Genomic DNA, 19,656 nt, shown 5'->3' on the forward strand with positions numbered 1-19,656 from the left:
TATGCTTTTGCAGTTGAATTCTTTCTCAACGCCCGCGCCAACGATCAGTGGTGCATCATCTCAACTCGCATTTGGCGCGATCAGCCTTGTCAGCCGCGCCAATTGCAACGTCACGCCTTTCCCAGGCATAACCGGTCTAAATTTCAACGAAAGCATCTCGTACAACAAATTCGACGGAAACGACTACTGGTTCCAGACAGCTAGCGTTCACAATCTCGGCGGCTATGCGGTGCAAGACGGATCCAACTGGAACAACATGCACCACGACGCAAAGACATGGGAACACACTTGGCGCCAATGGACTGGCGATTTGTGGCACTCATGGCCTCTTCCCACATGGTACGTGCATGGCGTTCACTACTATGTGAACCCGGGAAACGGGCTGACATATTTGACGTACACGTTTGCAACGACCTGCAACATCACCGAATGGTGAATGCGACCTACACATGCATTATCGGATCCAAGGATAGAGGTCAAAGACAATGTCGAAACAGTTTCTTCATGGCTGGATGGAATCCCTGCTGTTCGTACTCGCGGCTTCCACCGTGGGTACCGCCAGCGCTCAGGGAAACACCACCCAGATCTTCACACCTCCCGGAATGCCCGTACTCACGGATCCGGGAAGTGTTCGAATACTTCCCAGTTCGGAAATCGACAGTGCCGCATCACCGTTCACATCAGACAAAAGAGCGGAAATGGCAGCTGCCAGACAAGCCGCGAAGAAACGCGGCTGGAATGAGGTGACCGAAGCTCAGGCGAAACGAGTGGATTCGTACTTCGACCGACCCGAATCGCGAAACCGGCTGCGGGCTTTGCATGAGATCGTCAATGATCTGCGCGTCATGCCCGCGGCCCTGAGCGGCACGGCGCTGGCAAATGCGGAGTTCCTGGGCGCATCCCCCTCGGGCGCATTCGCTGCTGGCGGATGGACGGGCCTCGTGCGTGCATTCACTGTGCCGAAGTTCGGCAGGGTCGTGCTGGAAGAATTCGACTATGCTGCAGCAGGAACGCAGATCACCGTGCCTCGGGAGATGATCGATGGCGACGTGAACGGAAAGCCGATGATCACTGACTCGTACAGAGCTCCAAGCGGCAACGGCTATACCGAGTTCACCTGGTTCACCGACCACAAGCAATTCATTCTGAGAATTGGCCAATACGTTCCGGAGAAAAGCGGGCTGCGTGCTGACATCCACACGCTCATGTCGCAGCTCTACTGATTTCCGGCGGCGCAGACAGGTGGGCGCGAGGGCTGCGAAAGCAGCCTTCGCGCACCTTCACACCAGCCTGCCCTCCTGCAGCGTCAGCGTCCGCTGCAGCTTGGCCGCCAGTTCCGGCGCATGCGTGACAATGATCAGCGCCGTGCCGAGTTCGCGATTCAGTTCCAGCATCAGATCGAAAACCTGCTTTGCGTTGTTGCCGTCCAGGTTGCCGGTGGGCTCATCGGCGAGCACCACGTTCGGCCGCGTCACGAGCGCGCGAGCCACCGCGGTACGCTGACGTTCGCCGCCCGACATCTGCGCCGGACGATGTTCGACCCGCGATTCCAGCCCCACCCGGCGCAACAGCTCCCGCGCCCGCGAGCGCGCTTCATCGATCGGCGTGCGCCGGATCAAGAGCGGCATCGCGACATTCTCCAGCGCCGTGAACTCCGGCAGCAGATGATGAAACTGATACACGAACCCCAGCGACCGGTTGCGCAGCTCGCCGCGCGCTGCATCGCTGAGTTCATTGACCGCCTGCCCCATGATCCGCACTTCACCCGAACTGGGCAGATCGAGACCGCCCAGCAACTGCAGCAGCGTCGTCTTGCCCGACCCCGACGCGCCGACGATCGCGAGACGCTCGCCCGCCGCCACCGTCAGCTCGACACCCTTCAGCACGTCGACGCGGGTGTCGCCCTGCTGGAAATGCTTGGCGAGCGCGGCACAGGAAAGAACGGGTGAAACCGACATTGCTGGAACCTTCTCACTCATGTCTCAACGCCTGCGCCGGCTGCGTCCGCGCCGCGCGCCACGATGGATAGATCGTCGACAGGCAGCACAATCCGAACGACACCAGGCTGATCTTCACGACGTCGGCCCACTGCACGGCCGCCGGCAGATCGCTCATGTAGTAGACCTTCGCATCCATGAACTGGATGCCGGTCAGCGACTCGAGCCCGTGCACCAGCGTTTCGAGATTGACTGAAATCAGCACGCCGAGCGCCACGCCTGCCAGCGTGCCGATCAGGCCGATCGCCGTTCCCTGCGTCATGAAGATGCCCATGATGCTGCGCGGCGAGGCGCCGATCGTGCGCAGGATGGCGATGTCGGACTGCTTGTCCTTCACCACCATCACCAGCGTCGAGATGATGTTGAATGCCGCGACCGCCACGACCAGCAGCAGGATCACGAACATCACCGACTTGGTGAGCTGGATCGCGCGAAAGAAGTTCGCGTGCTTGCGCGTCCAGTCGTCGACGTAATAACCGCCGCCGAGCGACAGCGCCAGATCGCGCACGACCCGCGGCGCGACGAACATGTCCACCAGCTTCAGTCGCAGCCCGGTCACCGTATCGCCCATGCGATACAGCTTCGCTGCATCCGCCAGGTGCACGTAGGCCAGGTTGCGATCGAACTCGTACATGCCGGACGAAAACAGTCCCACGACCTTGAAGCCGCGCGTGCGCGCCATGATGCCGATCGGCGTGATCACCGGCTGCGGCGTGGCGATGACGATGCGATCACCCAGCTTCACCCCCAGCGCCTTCGCCAGTTCCGCGCCGAGCACGATGCCGTACTTGCCGGCGGCGAGATCGTCGAACGAACCCTCGACGACCTTGTCCGCGATCGCCGCGACCTTGTGTTCCTGCTCGGGCAGCACGCCGGTCACAGCGGCGCCGCTGCTCCTGTCCTTCGCCACCAGCAGCACCTGATCCTCGACATACGGCGCGACGTCGAGGATTTCCGGGTTCTCGCGCGCCTTGTCGGCGACGGCATGCCAGTCCGGCAGTCCCGCGCCGAAGCCGCTGATCGATGCATGCGATGTGAGGCTGAGAATGCGACCGCGCAATTCCTGCTCGAAGCCGTTCATCACCGAGAGCACGACGATCAGCACCGCCACACCGATCGCGACGCCGAGCATCGAGATCACGGAAATGAACGAGATGAAGCGATTGCCGCGTCCCGCGCGCAGATAACGCCGGCCGATGAGCAGTTCATACCTACTCATAACGCAGCGCCTCCGCCGGCTCGGTATCCGCGCCGCGCAACGCAGGATAGATGGTCGCCAGCACCGTCAGCACCAGCGCCGTGCCGGTGATGGCAATGACCTGCGGCCAGTGCACTTCCGACGGCACTTCGGTGATGTAGTACACGGTCGGATCGAAGATGTGGATGCCGAGTACGCGTTCGAGCACGGGCACGATGTTCTCGACATTGAACGCCAGCAGCAGCCCCAGCGCGCAGCCCAGCAATGCGCCGAACCAGCCGATCACGACACCGAGCGTGATGAAGACCGTGACGACGGCGCGCGGCGTGATGCCCAGCGTGCGCAGGATCGCGATGTCGGTGCGTTTCTCGTTCACGACCATCACCAGCGCCGACACTGTGTTGAAGGCCGCGACGGCAACGACCAGCATCAGGATCAGCGACATCATCTTTTTCTCGATGCCGACGGCGCGGAAGTAGCTGGCGTTCTCGATGGTCCAGTCGCTGATCTCGAAACCGCCGCCCAGATCCTGTGCGATGCGACGCGCTGCCGCGGGCGCTGCGAACACATCTGCGAACTTCAGGCGCAGGCCGGCCGGCGAACCACCCGTTCCCGCGAACGCAGCCGCATCGTCGAGACTGACGAGCGCCAGCGAGGTGTCGTGTTCCTGCAGTCCAACTTCGAAAATGCCCGCGACCTTGAAGGTCTGGATGCGCGGCGTGAGATCGATGCCGACCACCATGCCCTCGCCTTCAGCAGACCGCGTCGGCACGAGCGCCGTGATCTCATCGCCCACGCGCGCTTCCAGCGCCCACGCGAGTCCGGAACCGAGAACGATGCGCTGCTCACCCGCAATGAGCAGATCGAGCGACCCGGCCGTCATGTGCGAGGCGATGTCCGACACCTGCGCATCGACCGCCGGATCGACACCGCGAATCAGCGCCGGACGCAATTCCTGGCCGCGCCCGAGCATGCCTTGCAGATCGAGATAGGGAGCCACGCCCGTCACGCCCGGCTCGCGCCGGACCTTGTCGGCCATGGTGCGCCAGTCCGCCATCCGTTCGGGCGAGGCCGCGAGCGTCGCGTGCGATGCGGGACTGAGCAGCCGCGTGCGCAGTTCGGACTCGAGCCCGTTCATCACGGAAATGATCGTGATCAGCGCCGCGACGCCGACACAGATGCCCAGCATCGAGATCCAGCTGATGAACGACACGAAGAAGCCGCGGCTGCGGCTGCGGACGTAGCGCAGACCGATGAAGAGAGGCAGCGGATGGAACATGCGTCGGCGCTGGGAACGATCCGTGAATTGTGGTGAGTCGGCGCAGGCTGCGCGCCTGCGGCGGAGAATGCGCGGCGGATTATAGGGGTTCCGCGCCGGGCGCCAGCGGAAAGTGTGAACTGGAACACCAAACCGCCGCCGCGCGCTTGGTCCTTATGTAAGCCCTGCTATAGAGTGAAGCCGTTGTTACCTGGAGGGTTTCCCATGCGCTCTGCGCCCTGGATTGTTGCCGCACTGGTCGCGCTCGCCCCGTTCGCCGCGGTGAATGCCGACGAACTGCAGATGCCCGCGTCCACGTCGGCGAGTGCCGGCACGCCGAGCCGCGGCATGACGATGGAGAAAGTCGAAGCCGCCTTTGGCGCCCCGAGCAATCGGGAAGCCGCCGTCGGTCAGCCGCCGATCACGCGGTGGGAATACCCGGCGTATATCGTCTATTTCGAGAACAACATCGTGCTGCACACGGTGGTCAAGAGCTGATCGGTTCGGCTCCTGGTGAATCTGAAAAGGCCGGCCCTCGCCGGCCTTTTTCTTTGGGTCGTCCTGTAGGTCAGGCTTTAGCCTGACTCCAACAAAGGCCGGCTGAAGCCGGCCCCACAGGAAGAGTCCCCAGTCCCGCCCGTGCTACCCTGCCCGCCCCTTCGGGGACGCCGACGCGTCTGCCCGAGTGTTTTCTATTGCAGTGGCGTACCGAATGTCCCCGCACGACGAACCCCTTCTTCCCAGCAAGGTCCGCATGCAGGTCCGCTGGGGTCAGTTGTATGGCTCTGCCACCTCGCTGTGGCTGGCCGAAGCCGCGCGCCGCGCCTCCGCGCCGCTGCTGGTCATCGCCGCCGATGCGCGTCAGGCGAGTCGCTACGAAGACGAACTGCGATTCTTCTGCGAACCCGGCCTGTACATCGAAAGCTTTCCCGACTGGGAAACGCTGCCCTACGACCTGTTCTCGCCCCATCCCGACATCGTCTCGCAACGGCTGCGCATGCTGGCCGCGCTGCCGCGGCTCACGAAGGGCATCGTCATCGTCGATCTGGAAACGCTGTTGCAGCGGCTGGCGCCGCACACCTACATCGATGCGCATGCGTTCGATCTCGCGGCAAAGCAGACCGTCGATATCGAAGCCTTCCGCACGCGCCTCGCGGGCGCCGGTTACGTCGCCGCCTCGCAGGTGATCGCGCCGGGCGAGTTCGCCGTGCGCGGGTCGATCATCGACCTGTTTCCCATGGGCAGCGCGACGCCCTATCGCATCGATCTGTTCGACGACGAAGTCGAAAGTATTCGCGTGTTCGATCCGGAGACGCAGCGCTCCGGCGACAAGGTGCCGGCGCTGCGCCTGCTGCCGGCGCGCGAATTTCCGCTGACGGCCGAAGGCATCCAGGCGTTCAAGCGTCGCTTCCGCAACCGCTTTCCCGGCGACCTCACGCGCATGCCGATCTATCAGGACATCGCCGAAGGTTCGCCGCCCGCGGGCATCGAGTACTACCTGCCGCTGTTCTTCGACGCGAGCGCGACGCTGTTCGACTACCTGCCCGCCAACACGCTGGTTGCTTCCGATCTCGACATCGATTCGGCCGCCGGACAGGCGTTCGCGGAAATCCAGCTGCGTTACGAGCAGCGCGGTCACGATGCCTCGCGGCCGATCCTCGCGCCCGCGGAAGTGTTCATGCCGCCGGATGAACTGCTGCAACGTCAGTCCGCATTCCGTCGCATCGATCTGTCGCGCGTCGAACTCGATCCACTCACACAAACCTTGCCGCACCAGAATTTCGGTACCAAACCGCCGCCGAATCTGCGCGTCGATGTGCGCAGCGATGATCCGGCGCGCGGGCTCGCTGCGTTCCTGATGGAGTTCCAAGGGCGCGTGCTCATCGCGGCCGAATCGGCCGGTCGCCGCGAAATGCTGCTCGACATCCTGCGCAAGCGCCAGATCGAGCCTGCACTGGCCGACACCTGGGGCAGTTTCCGCGACGGTGATGCGCCGCTCGCGATCACGGTCTCGCCGATCAGCACCGGTCTAGTGCTCGACCAGCCGCATCTGGCCTTGATCGCTGAAGAACAGCTGTTCGGCGAACGCGCACGCCAGGAACGCCGCCGGCGCCGACCGGAACGCGATCCGGAAAAGATCATCCGCGATCTCACCGACCTGCACGCCGGCTCGCCCGTCGTGCACGAGCACTACGGCGTCGGTCGCTTCCTCGGTCTGCAGACGCTCGATGTCGGCGGCCTGACCAGCGAGTTCCTGGTCCTCGAATACGCCGACAACGACAAGCTGTACGTGCCCGTGCAGGCGCTGGATCTCATCAGTCGCTACACCGGCTCGGCGCCCGAACATGCGCCGCTGCACAAGCTCGGCACCGATGCATGGCAGAAAGCCCGCAAGAAAGCGGCGCAACGCATCCGCGATACCGCGGCGGAATTGCTCGATCTGTATTCGCGCCGCGCCGCGCGCCAGGGCGAACAGCTCGCGGCGAATGAGGATGATCTGCGCGCCTTCGAGGCCGCGTTCAAGTTCGAGGAAACGCCGGACCAGGCACAGGCGATCGACGCCGTCATCGCCGATCTCGGCAGCGGCAAGCCCATGGATCGCGTCGTCTGCGGCGACGTTGGTTTCGGCAAGACGGAAGTCGCGCTGCGCGCTGCGTTCGTCGCGGTGCAGGCCGGCAAGCAGGTCGTCGTACTCGTGCCAACGACGCTGCTCGCGCAACAGCACTACCAGACCTTCGCCGACCGCTTCGCCGACTGGCCGGTACGCATCGAATCGCTGTCGCGCTTCCGCAGTACCAGGGAAGTCGATCAGGTATTGCAGGGACTGGAGGGCGGCCAGGTCGACATCGTCGTCGGCACGCATCGCCTGCTGCAGACCGGCATCAAGTTCGCGCGCCTCGGTCTGCTCATCATCGACGAGGAACACCGCTTCGGCGTCAAGGACAAGGAACGGCTCAAGCAACTGCGCGCCGAAGTCGACGTGCTGACGCTCACGGCCACGCCGATTCCGCGCACGCTCAACATGGCGATGGGGGGCCTGCGCGAACTGTCGCTGATCACGACGCCGCCGGTCTCACGTCTCTCCATCAAGACGTTCGTCTCGCAGTGGGACACGGCGACCATCCGCGAAGCCTGCTTGCGCGAACTGCGTCGCGGCGGACAGGTGTACTTCCTGCACAATAGCGTCGATACGATCGAGAAGACCGCCAAGACGCTGGCCGAACTCGTACCCGAAGCGCGCATCGCCGTCGGCCACGGCCAGATGCGCGAGCGCGACCTGGAACAGGTGATGCTCGACTTCTATCACCAGCGCTCCAACCTGCTGGTGTGCACGACCATCGTCGAAAGCGGCATCGACGTGCCGTCGGCGAACACCATCATCATCGACCGCGCCGACAAGCTCGGTCTCGCGCAGCTTCATCAGCTACGCGGCCGTGTCGGCCGCTCGCACCACCAGGCCTATGCCTACCTGCTGACGCCGCCGCGCAATCTCATGACGGCGGATGCGGTGAAGCGGCTCGAAGCGATCGAATCGCTCGAAGATCTGGGCGCCGGCTTCACGCTGGCCACGCACGATCTGGAAATCCGCGGCGCCGGCGAACTGCTGGGCGAGGAACAGACCGGCCAGATCCAGGAGATCGGCTACGCGCTGTACATGGAAATGCTCGAGCGGGCGGTGAATGCACTGAAGGCCGGCAAGATTCCCGATCTGGAAGGCGCCATGCACCAAGGACCGGAAGTCGATTTGCATCTGCCCGCATTGCTGCCCGACGACTATCTGCCGGACGTGCACCTGCGGCTCGTGCTCTACAAGCGCATCGCAGCCGCACCCACCAGCGACGAACTGCGCGAACTGCAAGTGGAAATGATCGACCGCTTCGGCCTGCTGCCACCGCCCGCCAAGAACCTGTTCCGTCTGGCGCAGATCAAGCAGGCCGCGAAAATCCTTGGCCTGCGCAAGATCGATATCGGTCCGGGCGGCGGCTCGGTGACATTTGAAAAAGACACCGCCGTGGATCCGGGCACGCTGATTCGGTACGTGCAGCAGAATGCGCGCACGCATCGACTGGAAGGCGGCGTGAAGCTGCGCTTCACATTGAAGCTGGAAACGGATGAGCGGCGATTCGAGGCGGCGGAGCAGCTGGTGGAGGCACTGGGAAAGAAGCCGCCACCGGTTGAGAGCAAGAAGAAAAAGTAGCGCGCCTCTTTGTCTTCTCTCTCCCATCGCTCAACGACACCACTGTCGCAGTGAGTGTCGGCTCCGAGCGGCTTTGCTGGACCGTCGCGCGCAGGGATGCGCGCGCCGGAGCCTACATGGATGTATTTACGACGCCTCGAAGTCCCCGACGGGGGACGGCGTTCCAGCAAAGCCGCTCGGAGCCGGCGCTCACGGTGAGTTAAGCGCTCTTCCTCTGCAAAGGAGGCCGGCTGAAGCCGGCCCCACAGGAAGAGAAACCCCGGAGCCCCCACCCTAACCCTCTCCCCTCTCCGGGGGATTCCGTCGCGCTTACGCGCTCCTCCTCCCCGCTTCGCGGAGGAGGGGAGGAAGTGGACGCCCTCAGGAAAGATCGCCTTGCTACACTCCCGCGCATGAACAGAACCGCCATCGTGAAAGCCGCAGCGACCGCGGCGCTTGCACTCATCATCGGTGCCGCCAGCGCACAGACGGGACTGCAGTCGTATGACGTCGAGCTGGTGATCTTCCGCAATCTGTCGTCGAACGCGACGAACGAGGACTGGTCGCGGGGGCTTGGATCGACCTCGCAAAGCACGGCGCTGGGCGATGAAGAAGAATCGGGCGGCGCGGCCGCGGAGAGTGCGCCGGTCGCTACCGCGACCGAAACCTTTCCCGATATGCCGGCCGGCAAGATGAAACTCGGCGCGATCGCCGACCAGCTCAAGCGCAGCCGCGGCTACCAGACCCTTGCCCACTTCGGCTGGACCCAGCCGGGCTTCCCGCGTACGGAAGCACACTACATGGCGATCGATTCGAAGGTGGGCGCCGGCAGCGGCCTCACCGGGCGCGTCGCACTGTCACGCGGCCGCTACCTGCATCTCACGCTCGACCTGGTATTGCAGCCGCCGGGATCGGAAGAGCGCTATGTCCTGCGACAGACGCGCCGGATGCGCAGCAACGAAAGGCATTACATCGATCACCCGAAGTTCGGCGTGATTGCGCTGATTACGCAGAGCGAGGGCTGAGGGCTCCTTCTTCCTGTGGGTCAGGCTTCAGCCTGACACTCTCAGGCCGGCTAAGGCCGGCCCCACAGTCAGAGAAGAAGACCGATCACTCTTCCCTGCTCACCACCCGGTTCCTTCCGAGTTCCTTCGCATCCTTGAGCGCCTGCAAGGCGGCGGCATAGATGCGTGCCGGCGGCGCGTCGTGCGACGGCACCAGCGACACGACGCCGGCGCTGATCGTCACATAGCGCGAGACCGACGAACGCGGATGGTGAATGGCGAGATCGCGCACGCGTGCCAGCACGGCTTCGGCCAGCTTCGAGGCCTGCACGAGATCGAGTCCCGTCGTCAGCGCTGCGATCTGGTCTTCATCGAAGCGACCGCACAGGTCGCTGGCGCGGCGGAAGCAGCCGCCGACCACGCGGGCGATGCGGCGGAACGACTGGTCGGAGCCCTGCCGGCCGAACACGTCGCGATAGTTGGAATAGTGATCGAGGTCGAATACCAGGAAGCTCAACCGGCGCGATTCGCGCTGCGCGAGACCCCAGTCGCGCTTGATCAGCTCTTCGAAGTACGGACGCCGCAACAGGCCGGTGAGCTTGTCGTCGCGCAGGTAGGCAAGCATCGTCTGCGTGCTCATGGTCGGATCCCGCGGTTCGGTGCGCAGTTCCGGACGGGCGCCGCTCTCGCGATGGAAGCTCGCGAAGTGCGTGATCTGGCCTTCCGGGTTGCGCAATGGCGCCAGCATGATCTCGTTCATGAACTGGGTGCCGTCGTTGCGATAGTTGCGCACGGTGGCGCGACAGGCGGTGCCGTCGCGCAGCGCATCGCGGATGCGGGCGAGGCCTTCCTGGTCGTGATCGTCGCCGTGCAGGAAGCGCAGGTTGCGGCCAAGGATCGATTCGGCCGAGTAACCCGTGAGCTGCTCCATGGCCGGATTCACATAGGTCACGTTCCAGTGGCCCGAGGCTGCTTCGCACAGCGCCACGGCCTCCGGAGAGGACTCGACCATCGTTCTGAACAGATTCGGATCTACCGTGCTCATCGCCACTCATCACCGGCGATCCGGTCGCGGGACGCTCATGCGTCCAGGCGCAATTCCGGTCGCTCCATGCTGCCCTTGATCGCCTGCTCGCAGCTTTGCCAGTCCGCCGATCCGCGCAAGGCGATGCGGTCCGTACCCAGCCTCCCGTGCAGGCGTGCCAATCGAATATGACTCAGAGGATCCCCGCTTCCCCGCAAAGAATCGATGACCTGGAGCACACCTTGGCGATTGTTGCAGATGGGGACGATGTCGCAGCCCGCCGCCAGCGCGGCCCGGACACGCTCGGGCATGTCGCCGACGACCCCGGCGCCGGCCATTGAGAGGTCATCGGAGAAGATGGCGCCGCTGAAACGCAGCCGGCCACGCAGCTCATCCTGCAGCCACCTGCGGGAAAACCCTGCGGGAAGCGGGTCGACTTCAGCAAAGACCACATGCGCGGCCATGATCGAGGCCAGCCCGTTGTCGATCAGGCGCTGGTAGGGATAGATGTCGTCGTCCATGTCGACCAGCGGCCGGCGGTCGACCGGCATGGCCACGTGGGAGTCCGGGACGACCGCCCCGTGCCCCGGAAAATGCTTTGCCGTCGCGGACATACCGGCCTCCCGCATGCCGTTGGCAAAGGCGATCGCCAGCTCCGCAACGATGCGCGGATCGCGGTGGAAGGCCCGGTCGCCGATCACCGAGCTGACGCCGTAGTCCAGGTCCACGACCGGGGCGAAACTCATGTCGATCCCGACGGCCAGCAGCTCGGCCGCCAGCAGCCAGCCGCACTGCCGCGCGAGATGGCGGCCCTCCGCCGGGTCGATGTCGTACTGCCGGCCGATCGTCCGCATGGGCGGCAGGACGGTGAAGTCCTTGCGGAAACGCTGGACCCGGCCACCTTCGTGATCCACGGCCACCAGCAAGGGCGGCGTCCGCACCGCCCGGATCGAGGCCACCAGGGCTTCGAGCTGCTCGATGCTGCCGAAATTGCGCGTGAACAGGATGCAGCCGCCGACCAGCGGGTGGGCCAGCAGGTCGCGGTCCTCGACCGTGAGTTCGGTCCCGGCGACGTCGATCATGAGGGGGCCGAGGGTCATGGGAGAGACCACAGGCGACGGGCGACAGGCAACAGCCAGAAAAGATCGACTCTGGCGTTCCGGCCGTCGCCTGTCGCCTGTCGCCTGTCGCCCTGTCTCATCTCCACTCCCGATACGGCTTCTGCGCCAGGTTGAAATTGTAGTACCGCTCGTCTTCCGTGACTTCCTCGCCCAGCCAGTCGGGGCGGGCGAAGACGGCGTCCTCGGACGGCAGTTCGATCTCGGCGACGATCAGGCCGGCGTTGGCGCCGAGGAATTCGTCGATTTCCCAGACCAGCTCGCCCATCGGGATGCGGTGGCGGTACTTCTCGACCAAGGGCCCGGTGCACAGTTCATCGAGGATCTGATCGGCATCGGCGCGCGGAACCGGATATTCGAACTCCAGTCGCGTCATGCCGGAACGCTTCGCCTTGAGGTTCAGCCATGCCTGCTCGCCCGCGATTCGGGCGCGGATGGAACAGGCGGCACCCGAGTTGAGATAGCCCTGCCGCATCAGTTCCCGACTGTCGACCTGCGAGCGCCAGGCGTCGGACTTCACCAGGAATTTGCGTTCGATTTCGAGGGGCATGATGGGACCGGATTTCTTCCTGTGGGGCCGGCTTCAGCCGGCCTGCTGCAGGTTGAAGAGAAGAGGCCGGCTGAAGCCGGCCCCACAGGAAGAAGGGATGCTGCTACCTGCCACGCTCGAACACCGCCACCGACTCGACATGGGCCGTGTGCGGGAACATGTCCATCACGCCCGCGGCGGTCAATCGATAGCCGTGCTGGTTCACCAGGATGCCGGCATCGCGCGCCAGCGTTCCAGGATGGCACGACACGTACACGATGCGATCGGCTCGCGTAGCTGCGACGACGGGCAGAACTTCCTGCGCCCCGGCGCGCGGCGGGTCGAGCAGCACCTTGTCGTAGCGACGCTTCGCCCAGGAAGCCATGTGCAGATCTTCGGCCGCGAGATTGGCGGTGAAGAACTCTGCGTTCTGCAGCCCGTTGCGCTCTGCATTGGCGCGCGCCCGCGCGACCAGCCCGGCCTCGCCTTCGACACCGACGACGTGCCTGGCGCGTCGCGCGAGCGGCAGGGAAAAATTGCCGAGACCGCAGAACAGGTCGAGCACCTCGTCCTCAGCCGACAGCTGCAGCAGCTCGACGACGCGCTCGATCATGCGCTCGTTCAGCGCCGCGTTGACCTGCACGAAATCAGTCGGCAGGAACTGCAGCGTGACATCGAACTGCGGCAGCGAATACGCGAGCGCCGGCACGTCGCTGCGCAGCGGCGCGACGGTGTCGTAGCCGCCAGGCTGCAGATAGATGTGCACGTTGTGTTCGCGCTCGAATGCGTGCAGATGCGCCATGTCCGCTTCCGTCAACGGTTCAAGCACGCGGATGACGAGCGCCACCGCATTGTCGGCAACGGCGATCTCGATCTGCGGAATGCGATTCGGAATGCTCAACGACGTAAGCAGCGCAGACAGCGCCGGAATCATGGCGTCGACCGGCGCGCGCAGGATTTCGCAGCGCTGCAGATCGGCGATGTAGCTCGTGGAGCGTTCCTTGAAGCCGACGACGACGCGTCCCTTCTTGGGCACCCAGCGTCCCGCGAGCCGCGCGCGACGTCGATAGTTCCAGGCATCGGCCTGCAGCGGTTCGAGGAGCTGCTGCGGGCTCACCTTGCCGATGCGCTCGAACGCATCGGTGAGCTGGCGCTGCTTGAATTCGATCTGTCGCTGCGGCGACAGATGCTGCAGCGCGCAGCCGCCGCACACGCCGAAATGCACGCAGCCCGGCGCAACGCGATCGGGCGATGGCTCCAGGATCTGCAGCAGGCGCGCCTCATCGAAATTCGGGCCGCGCTTCGTCCGCAGCCATTCGACGCGCTCGCCGGGCAATGCGTCCTCGATGAAGACGACCTTGCCGGCGTGATGCGCGACGCCGCGGCCTTCATGCGACAGGCCTTCGATCGTTGAGATCTCCGGCGCGGACTGGACGCGGGCTCGGGAACGGCCGCTCAAACCTGCACCTCCTGCCAGGCTGCCAGGAACTCATCGAGATGCGGCTTCGATTGCGCCTTGAGCGCCTCGCGAATGCGCTCGCACTCGGCGTGATATTCCTCGCGCGACAGCATGCCGCGCATCAGTTCGAAGCGCAGATAGACCAGGAAGGTGTTGAGCACGTCGGTCTCGCAATAGTTGCGGATGACGTCGATCTGGCCGGCGAGGTACGCATCCCACACCTTGTCGCCGCTCATGCCCAGCTTGCCCGGCAGGCCGAGCAGCATCGCCGCCGCCTGCAGACTGACGCGCGCCCGCGCCTGGAAACTCGACAGCACGTCCATCAGGTCGAGATGACGGTTGTGATAGCGGTTCAGGTAGTTGTTCCAGCGAAAGGCCTGGTCGGAATCGCCCGACTCCCAATAGCGCGGCGCCTGGATGCCATGACGCATCGCGCGGTAGTGCAGCACCGGCAGATCGAAGCCGCCGCCGTTCCAGGAAACGAGATTGGGCGTGTACTTGTCGATGCCGTCGAAGAAGCGCTGGATGATTTCGGCCTCCGAGGCATTGGGATCACCCAGCGACCAGACCTTGAAGGTGTCGCCGGTCCGCAGCGCCACTGAAATGGCAACGACGCGCTGCTGCTCGTAAGACAGGAATTCATTGCCGGTGGCCTCGCGACGCTTCGCCTGCATCACATAGCCGACTTCCTTGTCGGTCAGGCCGTCCAGGTCGTAGACGCGGCGCCCGAGTTCGACGTCGGGAATGGTTTCAATATCGAAGGCGAAGACGGCCATGGATGATCGATGAGGTGATGAGTGATGAGAGGAGGAAACGTGGACGGCGGCGGCATCTTACCGCCTGGGATCGGTCGGACGCTCAAGCCGTCACGACGACGTCTTTTTCATCAGCACCGCGACGGCCACGACCAGCCCGGCTTCATCCGTCAGCGTGACATGCCCTTCGCCGATGCCGAGCTGTTCGCAGCGCTCCTGGCCGCGTGCGGACCAGATGATCTCGGGCTTGCCGAGCGCATTCGGTGCAACCCCGCAATCGCGGATCCACATGCCGTCGGAGAAACCGGTCCCCATCGCCTTGACGATGGCTTCCTTGGCCGCAAAGCGCATCGCCAGAAAGCGCACGGGACGCCGATAGTCGCGAAACGTCGCCAGTTCCTGCGGCATCAGCAGATGCTCGACGAAGCGCTCGCCGTGGCGATCGAAGATCTTCTGGACGCGTTCCACCTGGACCACGTCCGTGCCGATGCCGTAGATCATTCGCCGCGGGCCTGCAGCATCAGGCGCTTCATCTCGGCGACAGCGAACCGCATGCCGTCGATCACGGCGCGCGCCACGATCGCGTGGCCGATGTTGAGTTCGACGATTTCAGGAATGGCGGCGATCGGACCGACGTTGTGATAGTTGAGGCCATGCCCCGCATGCACGCGCAGGCCGATGCGCGCCGCATGTTTCGCCGCATGCTGGACGCGCGCGAGTTCGCGGGCCTGATGTTCGCCCTTCGCCTCTGCATAGGCGCCCGTATGCAGTTCGACGACGGGCGCGCCGACGCGTACCGCCGCATCGAGCTGCGACACTTCCGGATCGATGAACAGCGACACGCGAATACCGGCCGCCGCGAGCTGTGCGCAGATCGGCTTGAGTGCCGCCTCCTGTCCGACGACATCGAGGCCGCCTTCGGTGGTGACTTCAGTACGGCGCTCGGGCACGAGGCAGCAATCTGCCGGCTTCACCTCGCAGGCAATGCGGACCATTTCTTCGGTCGCGGCCATTTCGAAGTTCACGCGCGTCTGCAGGGCCTGCTGGCACAGATGGACATCGCGGTCCTGGATGTGACGACGGTCTTCGCGCAGATGGATCGTGATGCTGTCGGCGCCCGACTGTTCTGCGATCAACGCAGCGTACAGGGGGTCCGGATAAGTCGTGCGTCGCGCCTGACGGAGCGTGGCGACGTGATCGACATTGACGCCGAGGTGGAGGGTCATGGGTTCAAAACGACGCGGATTTGCGGGGGCCAGAGCATAAAGTCCCCGGTCCCGGTAAGGCCAGATCATTCTTCCTGCAGGTCAGGCTGTAGGTCAGGCTTCAGCCTGACTCGAAAAAAAGGCCGGCTGTGACCGAAGGAAATCCCCGTGGGAAAGCCGGCCCCACAGAAGATGAAGACAAGAGAAGACCATGACGGACCCTAGGTGAGCTTCCGCAGCTCCATCATCACCTGCCGGCTCTTGAGCTCGCGGCCTTCCAGCACCCGATCCAGCGCACCGCGCAGCAGCGGACGAATGGCTTGGCAGAGCTGCGCATCGTCGAGGGCCTCCGCAGCCAGCGCCAGCAACACTGCGCCCGAATAGATCGACGGGCCTTCGGCTACGTCACTCGCCGCAATGGCACCCTGCTCGAATCGATAGCGGTATGCGCGATCGGCATCGATGGGCACGCCCGCGACGTCGTGTGTCAACGGGAGTCCGTAGCCGAGCGCTTCGAGCAGGCGCTTCTCGAAGACGCGCAGCGGCGCCAGCGGACTCCCGGATGCCTTCAGCACCTCGAGGGTATGGGCGTATAGAGCGAACACGTCCGCATGGGCATCGTGACGCGCAAACAGCTTGAGCAGCAGTTCGTTGAGGTAGTAGCCGCTGACCAGCCGGTCTGCCTGCAGCAGACGGTAGGTGCCATCGAACTCGACCGCCGTCAGCGTGCCGGCCTCCGCGCCCGCGCTCCACGACACCAGCAGCCGGTTGAACGGCTGCAGCATCGACATGGAAGACGCGCCCTTCTTGCTGCTCCCCCGCGCGCCGCGGGCAAACACCGTGACGCGACCGTGATCGCGCGTGAACAGTTCGAGGATCCGGCTCGTGTCGCGATAGGGCCGATGATGCAGGACGTAAGCGGGTTGCAGCTGGATGAGACGGGTTGACATCGGTGCGGTGACGGACGACGCGTCACCTCATGACTCGTACCCGAGCTGCCGCAGCGCGGCTTCGCTGTCGGACCAGTTCTCCTTCACCTTCACCCACAGTTCCAGGTGCACCGGGCGACCGAAGAGTTCCGACATCTCGATACGCGCCGCGCGACCGACTTCCTTGAGCTGTTCGCCGCCGTGGCCGATGACGATGGCTTTCTGCCCGGCCCGCTCCACCCAGATCACGGCGTTGACGAGCAGCCTGCCCTCTTCCTGCGCGAAGCGTTCGATCTCCACCGTGAGGCCGTAGGGCAGTTCCTGGTGCAGTCGCTGCGTCAGCTTCTCGCGCACGATCTCAGAGGCCTGGAATTCGGGGCTGCGATCGGTCACCTGATCGAGCGGAAAATGCGGCGGCGACAGCGGCAGGTATTTCGCGATCAGCGCCGGCAGCGTGTCGACGTTCTTCTGCTTGAGGCCCGACATCGGCACGATCTCCGCGAAATGCGCCTTGCGGGCAATCTCCTCGATGAACGGCAGCAGCCGTTCGCGCGGGGTGACCTTGTCCACCTTGTTGACGGCCAGGATGATGGGGCGTCCGCGCTCGACGAGCTGTTCGAGCACGCGCTGATCTTCATCGATCCAGCGCAGCGCCTCGACCACGAACAGGTTGGCATCCGCATCGTTGAGCGAGGTGACCGCGGCGCGATTCATGTGGCGGTTCATGGCGCGCTTGCCGCCGGAATGCAGACCGGGCGTATCGACGAAAATGATCTGCGACTGTTCGCTGCTGCGGATGCCCAGGATGCGGTGGCGCGTCGTCTGCGGCTTGTGGCTCACAATGCTGACCTTGCGCTCCAGCAGCGCATTGAGCAGCGTCGACTTGCCGACGTTGGGCCGTCCGACGATGGCTACGAAGCCGCAGCGGAATTCGGGATTCGACGCTTCGGCGGCGGGAATGTCAGGATCGCTCATGTCTGGTCTGGGCTGGAAGGGGTCGGATCGCCGGCAGTGCTTTCGGGAACGGGCTTGGAACGTCGCGACGGCAGTGCGTTCAGGACTTCGTGAGCTGCAATCTGTTCGGCGCGCCGCCGACTCGGGCCGATGCCGATGGCCCGCAGCGCCAGCGACTCGACGGAACAGCTCACTTCGAAGACCTGATTGTGCGCCTCGCCGCTGATGGATTCGACCGCGTAGACCGGCAGCGGCAGGCTGCGGGCCTGGACGGCTTCCTGCAGGCGGGTTTTCGGATCCTTCAGTTCGGCGGCGCTCGGCAGCTTGTCGAGCCGCGGTATGAAAAGGCGTTCGATCACCCGCGCAGCGGCTTCGAAACCGCCATCGAGATAGACCGCGCCGAACAGGGCTTCGAGCGCATCGGCAAGGATGGACTTGCGACGGAAACCACCCGATTTGAGTTCGCCCGAACCGAGGCGGACGTAGTGACCGAGATCGAGTTCGGCGGCAATCACCGCCAGCGCCTCGCCGCTGACCAGGCTGGCCCGGAATCGCGACAGGTCGCCCTCGTCCGCCGCCGCGAATTCCTGGAACACCAGGCGCGCAACCACGCAGTTCAGGATGGCGTCGCCGAGGAATTCCAGCCGCTCGTTATGCGGGCCGCCGGCGCTGCGGTGCGTGAGCGCCGCTTCGAGCAGCGCCGGATCGCGGCATTCGTAATCGAGGGCTTGCTGGAGCCAGGCGGCGGCGGTCTTCAATGCGGATTCCGTACGGGCGGATCGAGGCCCGCACTCTGCGCCACTCGGTCTGCCGGCGCCAGTAGGCGATCAGGGCCCTTTGACATCCACCGACTTGTCGAAGTCGACCACCAGCGAGACGTTGGCGACGAACGGCGCTTCGGCGCGGTAGTACGCACGCATCGTGAAGCCGCCGGCACTCTTCTTGATCTCGATGTCCTTGGGATCGAGGCTCTTGATGTCCTCGATGGTCCAGCGGCGATCCAGCGACGTGCGCAACTGCTGGGGCGAGGTGGGACCTCCGGAATACTCCTTGGCGGTCTGATCCAGGGCGCGCACGACGGCCATGTATTCGAAATACAGCGGCGTGAGGCGGATGCCGGCATAGAGCGCAAATCCCAGGATCGCCAGGATGATCACCATGCCGAGAAACGTTGCGCCGCGCTGACGAGCGAACATTGGAACTCTCCTGCCTGTCCGAACCTGTTGTTGTCGCACTTGCCTACTTGATCGCATCGCCGATGCGGTTCCAGATCGGCGCATCCGGCAGATCCCAGTTCAGCCAGATCCGCACCGCCTTGCCGACCAGGTTCTTCTCCGGCACGAACCCGACTTCCGGGAAGCGGCTGTCGCGGCTGTTGTCGCGATTGTCGCCCATGAAGAAGTAATGGTCCGCCGGCACGACCTGATCGTAGTCGCGGGAATCGCGCTCGGGAATGAACAGCACGCGGTGTTTCACTCCGCCGAGATCCTCGACTCCCTGCAATGCATCCGCCTGCGGTCCGGTGTTGCGCGGTCCCGCATACGTCCCATCGAGCGTCACCGTCATGGGTTGATCGTTGATGAACACCCGCTGGTTCCGCACCGAAACATGATCGCCCGGCAGTCCGACGAGCCGCTTGATGTAGTTCACCGACGGGTCGCTCGGCAGCCGGAAAACGATGACGTCGCCGCGCTGCGGTTCACCGATGTTCACGATCTTCGAATTGAGCACAGGCAGGCGCAGGCCGTAGGAGAACTTGTTCACAAATATGAAATCACCGTCCAGCAGGGTCGGCATCATGGAATCGGACGGGATCCGGAACGGTTCGAACAGGAAGGAGCGGATCACCAGGACGATCAGGATGACGGGAAAGAACGAACGCGCGTACTCGACGACGATGGGCTCGCGCACGTTCTCCGGCGCGGTTCCCTCCGCGGCGGCCCGTTGCAGGCGGGACGGTTTCCACAGCCACGCCTCCAGCCCCCAGATCACGCCGGTGACGAACGTCGCGACCGTCAGAATGAACGAGAAGTCAAAGATCATGGTCTG

General features: G+C 64.2%; 20 protein-coding genes. 5 read left to right on the forward strand and 15 right to left on the reverse strand.

Annotated elements, in window-relative coordinates; translation table 11 throughout:
- Together V7D81_RS09565 and V7D81_RS09570 are read left to right on the forward strand one after the other, a co-directional pair.
- Positions 1-436 (forward strand): hypothetical protein (locus V7D81_RS09565; RefSeq protein WP_324316063.1); only part of this gene is annotated, 436 nt, incomplete at its 5' end.
- Between the two features lie 49 nt (positions 437-485).
- Positions 486-1,223 carry a hypothetical protein gene (locus tag V7D81_RS09570; RefSeq protein ID WP_324316065.1) on the forward strand — a complete coding sequence of 246 codons (738 nt, stop codon included), beginning with the start codon at positions 486-488 and terminating at the stop codon, positions 1,221-1,223.
- A 57-nt stretch (positions 1,224-1,280) separates the two neighbouring features.
- Here the strand turns inward: V7D81_RS09570 and lolD are convergent, their stop codons facing one another.
- From lolD to V7D81_RS09585, 3 genes are read right to left on the reverse strand one after another with little or no spacing between them, the layout of a single operon-like run.
- Positions 1,281-1,958 carry a lipoprotein-releasing ABC transporter ATP-binding protein LolD gene (gene lolD / locus V7D81_RS09575; RefSeq protein ID WP_324316067.1) on the reverse strand — a complete coding sequence of 226 codons (678 nt, stop codon included), beginning with the start codon at positions 1,956-1,958 and terminating at the stop codon, positions 1,281-1,283.
- Between the two features lie 13 nt (positions 1,959-1,971).
- On the reverse strand, positions 1,972-3,216 hold the full coding sequence (locus tag V7D81_RS09580) for a lipoprotein-releasing ABC transporter permease subunit (protein WP_324316069.1): 1,245 nt from the start codon (positions 3,214-3,216) through the stop codon (positions 1,972-1,974).
- The gene (locus tag V7D81_RS09585; protein WP_324316070.1) at positions 3,209-4,474 is read right to left on the reverse strand and encodes a lipoprotein-releasing ABC transporter permease subunit; all 1,266 of its coding nucleotides are present in this window, start codon (positions 4,472-4,474) and stop codon (positions 3,209-3,211) included. The genes V7D81_RS09580 and V7D81_RS09585 overlap by 8 nt, the downstream gene beginning before the upstream one ends.
- A gap of 204 nt (positions 4,475-4,678) precedes the next feature.
- Between V7D81_RS09585 and V7D81_RS09590 the strand changes: the two genes are divergently transcribed.
- The 3 genes from V7D81_RS09590 (at position 4,679) to V7D81_RS09600 (ending at position 9,655) form a co-directional block, all read left to right on the forward strand.
- Positions 4,679-4,951: a hypothetical protein gene (locus tag V7D81_RS09590; RefSeq protein WP_324316071.1), complete on the forward strand. Its 273-nt coding sequence runs from the start codon at positions 4,679-4,681 to the stop codon at positions 4,949-4,951.
- Positions 4,952-5,165: 214 nt separating this feature from the next.
- Entirely contained in the window at positions 5,166-8,651 is a 3,486-nt protein-coding gene (gene mfd / locus V7D81_RS09595) for a transcription-repair coupling factor (protein WP_324316073.1), read from the forward strand.
- 392 nt (positions 8,652-9,043) lie between these two features.
- A complete protein-coding gene (locus V7D81_RS09600) occupies positions 9,044-9,655 on the forward strand; it encodes a CsiV family protein (RefSeq protein WP_324316075.1) in 612 nt (203 codons plus the stop codon).
- 85 nt (positions 9,656-9,740) lie between these two features.
- On the opposite strand, the gene V7D81_RS09605 is transcribed toward V7D81_RS09600, so the two are convergent.
- From V7D81_RS09605 to lepB, 12 genes are all read right to left on the reverse strand, one after another.
- Positions 9,741-10,679, reverse strand: coding sequence for a GGDEF domain-containing protein (locus V7D81_RS09605; protein WP_324316077.1), 939 nt, complete (start codon positions 10,677-10,679; stop codon positions 9,741-9,743).
- Positions 10,680-10,714: 35 nt separating this feature from the next.
- Positions 10,715-11,758, reverse strand: a complete 1,044-nt coding sequence (gene nagZ, locus V7D81_RS09610; RefSeq protein ID WP_349257642.1) for a beta-N-acetylhexosaminidase — start codon at positions 11,756-11,758, stop codon at positions 10,715-10,717.
- A 97-nt stretch (positions 11,759-11,855) separates the two neighbouring features.
- A complete protein-coding gene (locus V7D81_RS09615) occupies positions 11,856-12,326 on the reverse strand; it encodes a CYTH domain-containing protein (RefSeq protein WP_324316081.1) in 471 nt (156 codons plus the stop codon).
- Positions 12,327-12,429: 103 nt separating this feature from the next.
- Complete coding sequence (gene rlmD, locus V7D81_RS09620) at positions 12,430-13,764, reverse strand: 23S rRNA (uracil(1939)-C(5))-methyltransferase RlmD (protein ID WP_324316082.1); 1,335 nt, start codon at positions 13,762-13,764, stop codon at positions 12,430-12,432.
- Entirely contained in the window at positions 13,761-14,540 is a 780-nt protein-coding gene (locus V7D81_RS09625; protein ID WP_324316084.1) for a 3'-5' exonuclease, read from the reverse strand. Before V7D81_RS09625 ends, rlmD begins: the two co-directional genes overlap by 4 nt.
- Positions 14,541-14,630: 90 nt before the next feature.
- The gene (gene acpS / locus V7D81_RS09630; protein ID WP_324316086.1) at positions 14,631-15,020 is read right to left on the reverse strand and encodes a holo-ACP synthase; all 390 of its coding nucleotides are present in this window, start codon (positions 15,018-15,020) and stop codon (positions 14,631-14,633) included.
- Positions 15,017-15,745, reverse strand: a complete 729-nt coding sequence (gene pdxJ, locus V7D81_RS09635; protein ID WP_324316088.1) for a pyridoxine 5'-phosphate synthase — start codon at positions 15,743-15,745, stop codon at positions 15,017-15,019. The genes acpS and pdxJ overlap by 4 nt, the downstream gene beginning before the upstream one ends.
- 200 nt (positions 15,746-15,945) lie before the next feature.
- Positions 15,946-16,674: a DNA repair protein RecO gene (recO, locus tag V7D81_RS09640; protein WP_324316090.1), complete on the reverse strand. Its 729-nt coding sequence runs from the start codon at positions 16,672-16,674 to the stop codon at positions 15,946-15,948.
- Between the two features lie 27 nt (positions 16,675-16,701).
- A complete protein-coding gene (gene era / locus V7D81_RS09645; RefSeq protein ID WP_324316092.1) occupies positions 16,702-17,628 on the reverse strand; it encodes a GTPase Era in 927 nt (308 codons plus the stop codon).
- Complete coding sequence (rnc, locus tag V7D81_RS09650; RefSeq protein ID WP_324316095.1) at positions 17,625-18,365, reverse strand: ribonuclease III; 741 nt, start codon at positions 18,363-18,365, stop codon at positions 17,625-17,627. The genes era and rnc overlap by 4 nt, the downstream gene beginning before the upstream one ends.
- A 69-nt stretch (positions 18,366-18,434) precedes the next feature.
- Positions 18,435-18,803 carry a DUF4845 domain-containing protein gene (locus tag V7D81_RS09655; protein WP_324316097.1) on the reverse strand — a complete coding sequence of 123 codons (369 nt, stop codon included), beginning with the start codon at positions 18,801-18,803 and terminating at the stop codon, positions 18,435-18,437.
- Positions 18,804-18,846: 43 nt separating this feature from the next.
- Positions 18,847-19,650 carry a signal peptidase I gene (lepB, locus tag V7D81_RS09660; protein ID WP_324316098.1) on the reverse strand — a complete coding sequence of 268 codons (804 nt, stop codon included), beginning with the start codon at positions 19,648-19,650 and terminating at the stop codon, positions 18,847-18,849.
- Between the last annotated feature and the right edge of the window lie 6 nt (positions 19,651-19,656).

The organism is Povalibacter sp., assembly GCF_036735925.1.
Lineage (GTDB): Bacteria > Pseudomonadota > Gammaproteobacteria > Steroidobacterales > Steroidobacteraceae > Steroidobacter.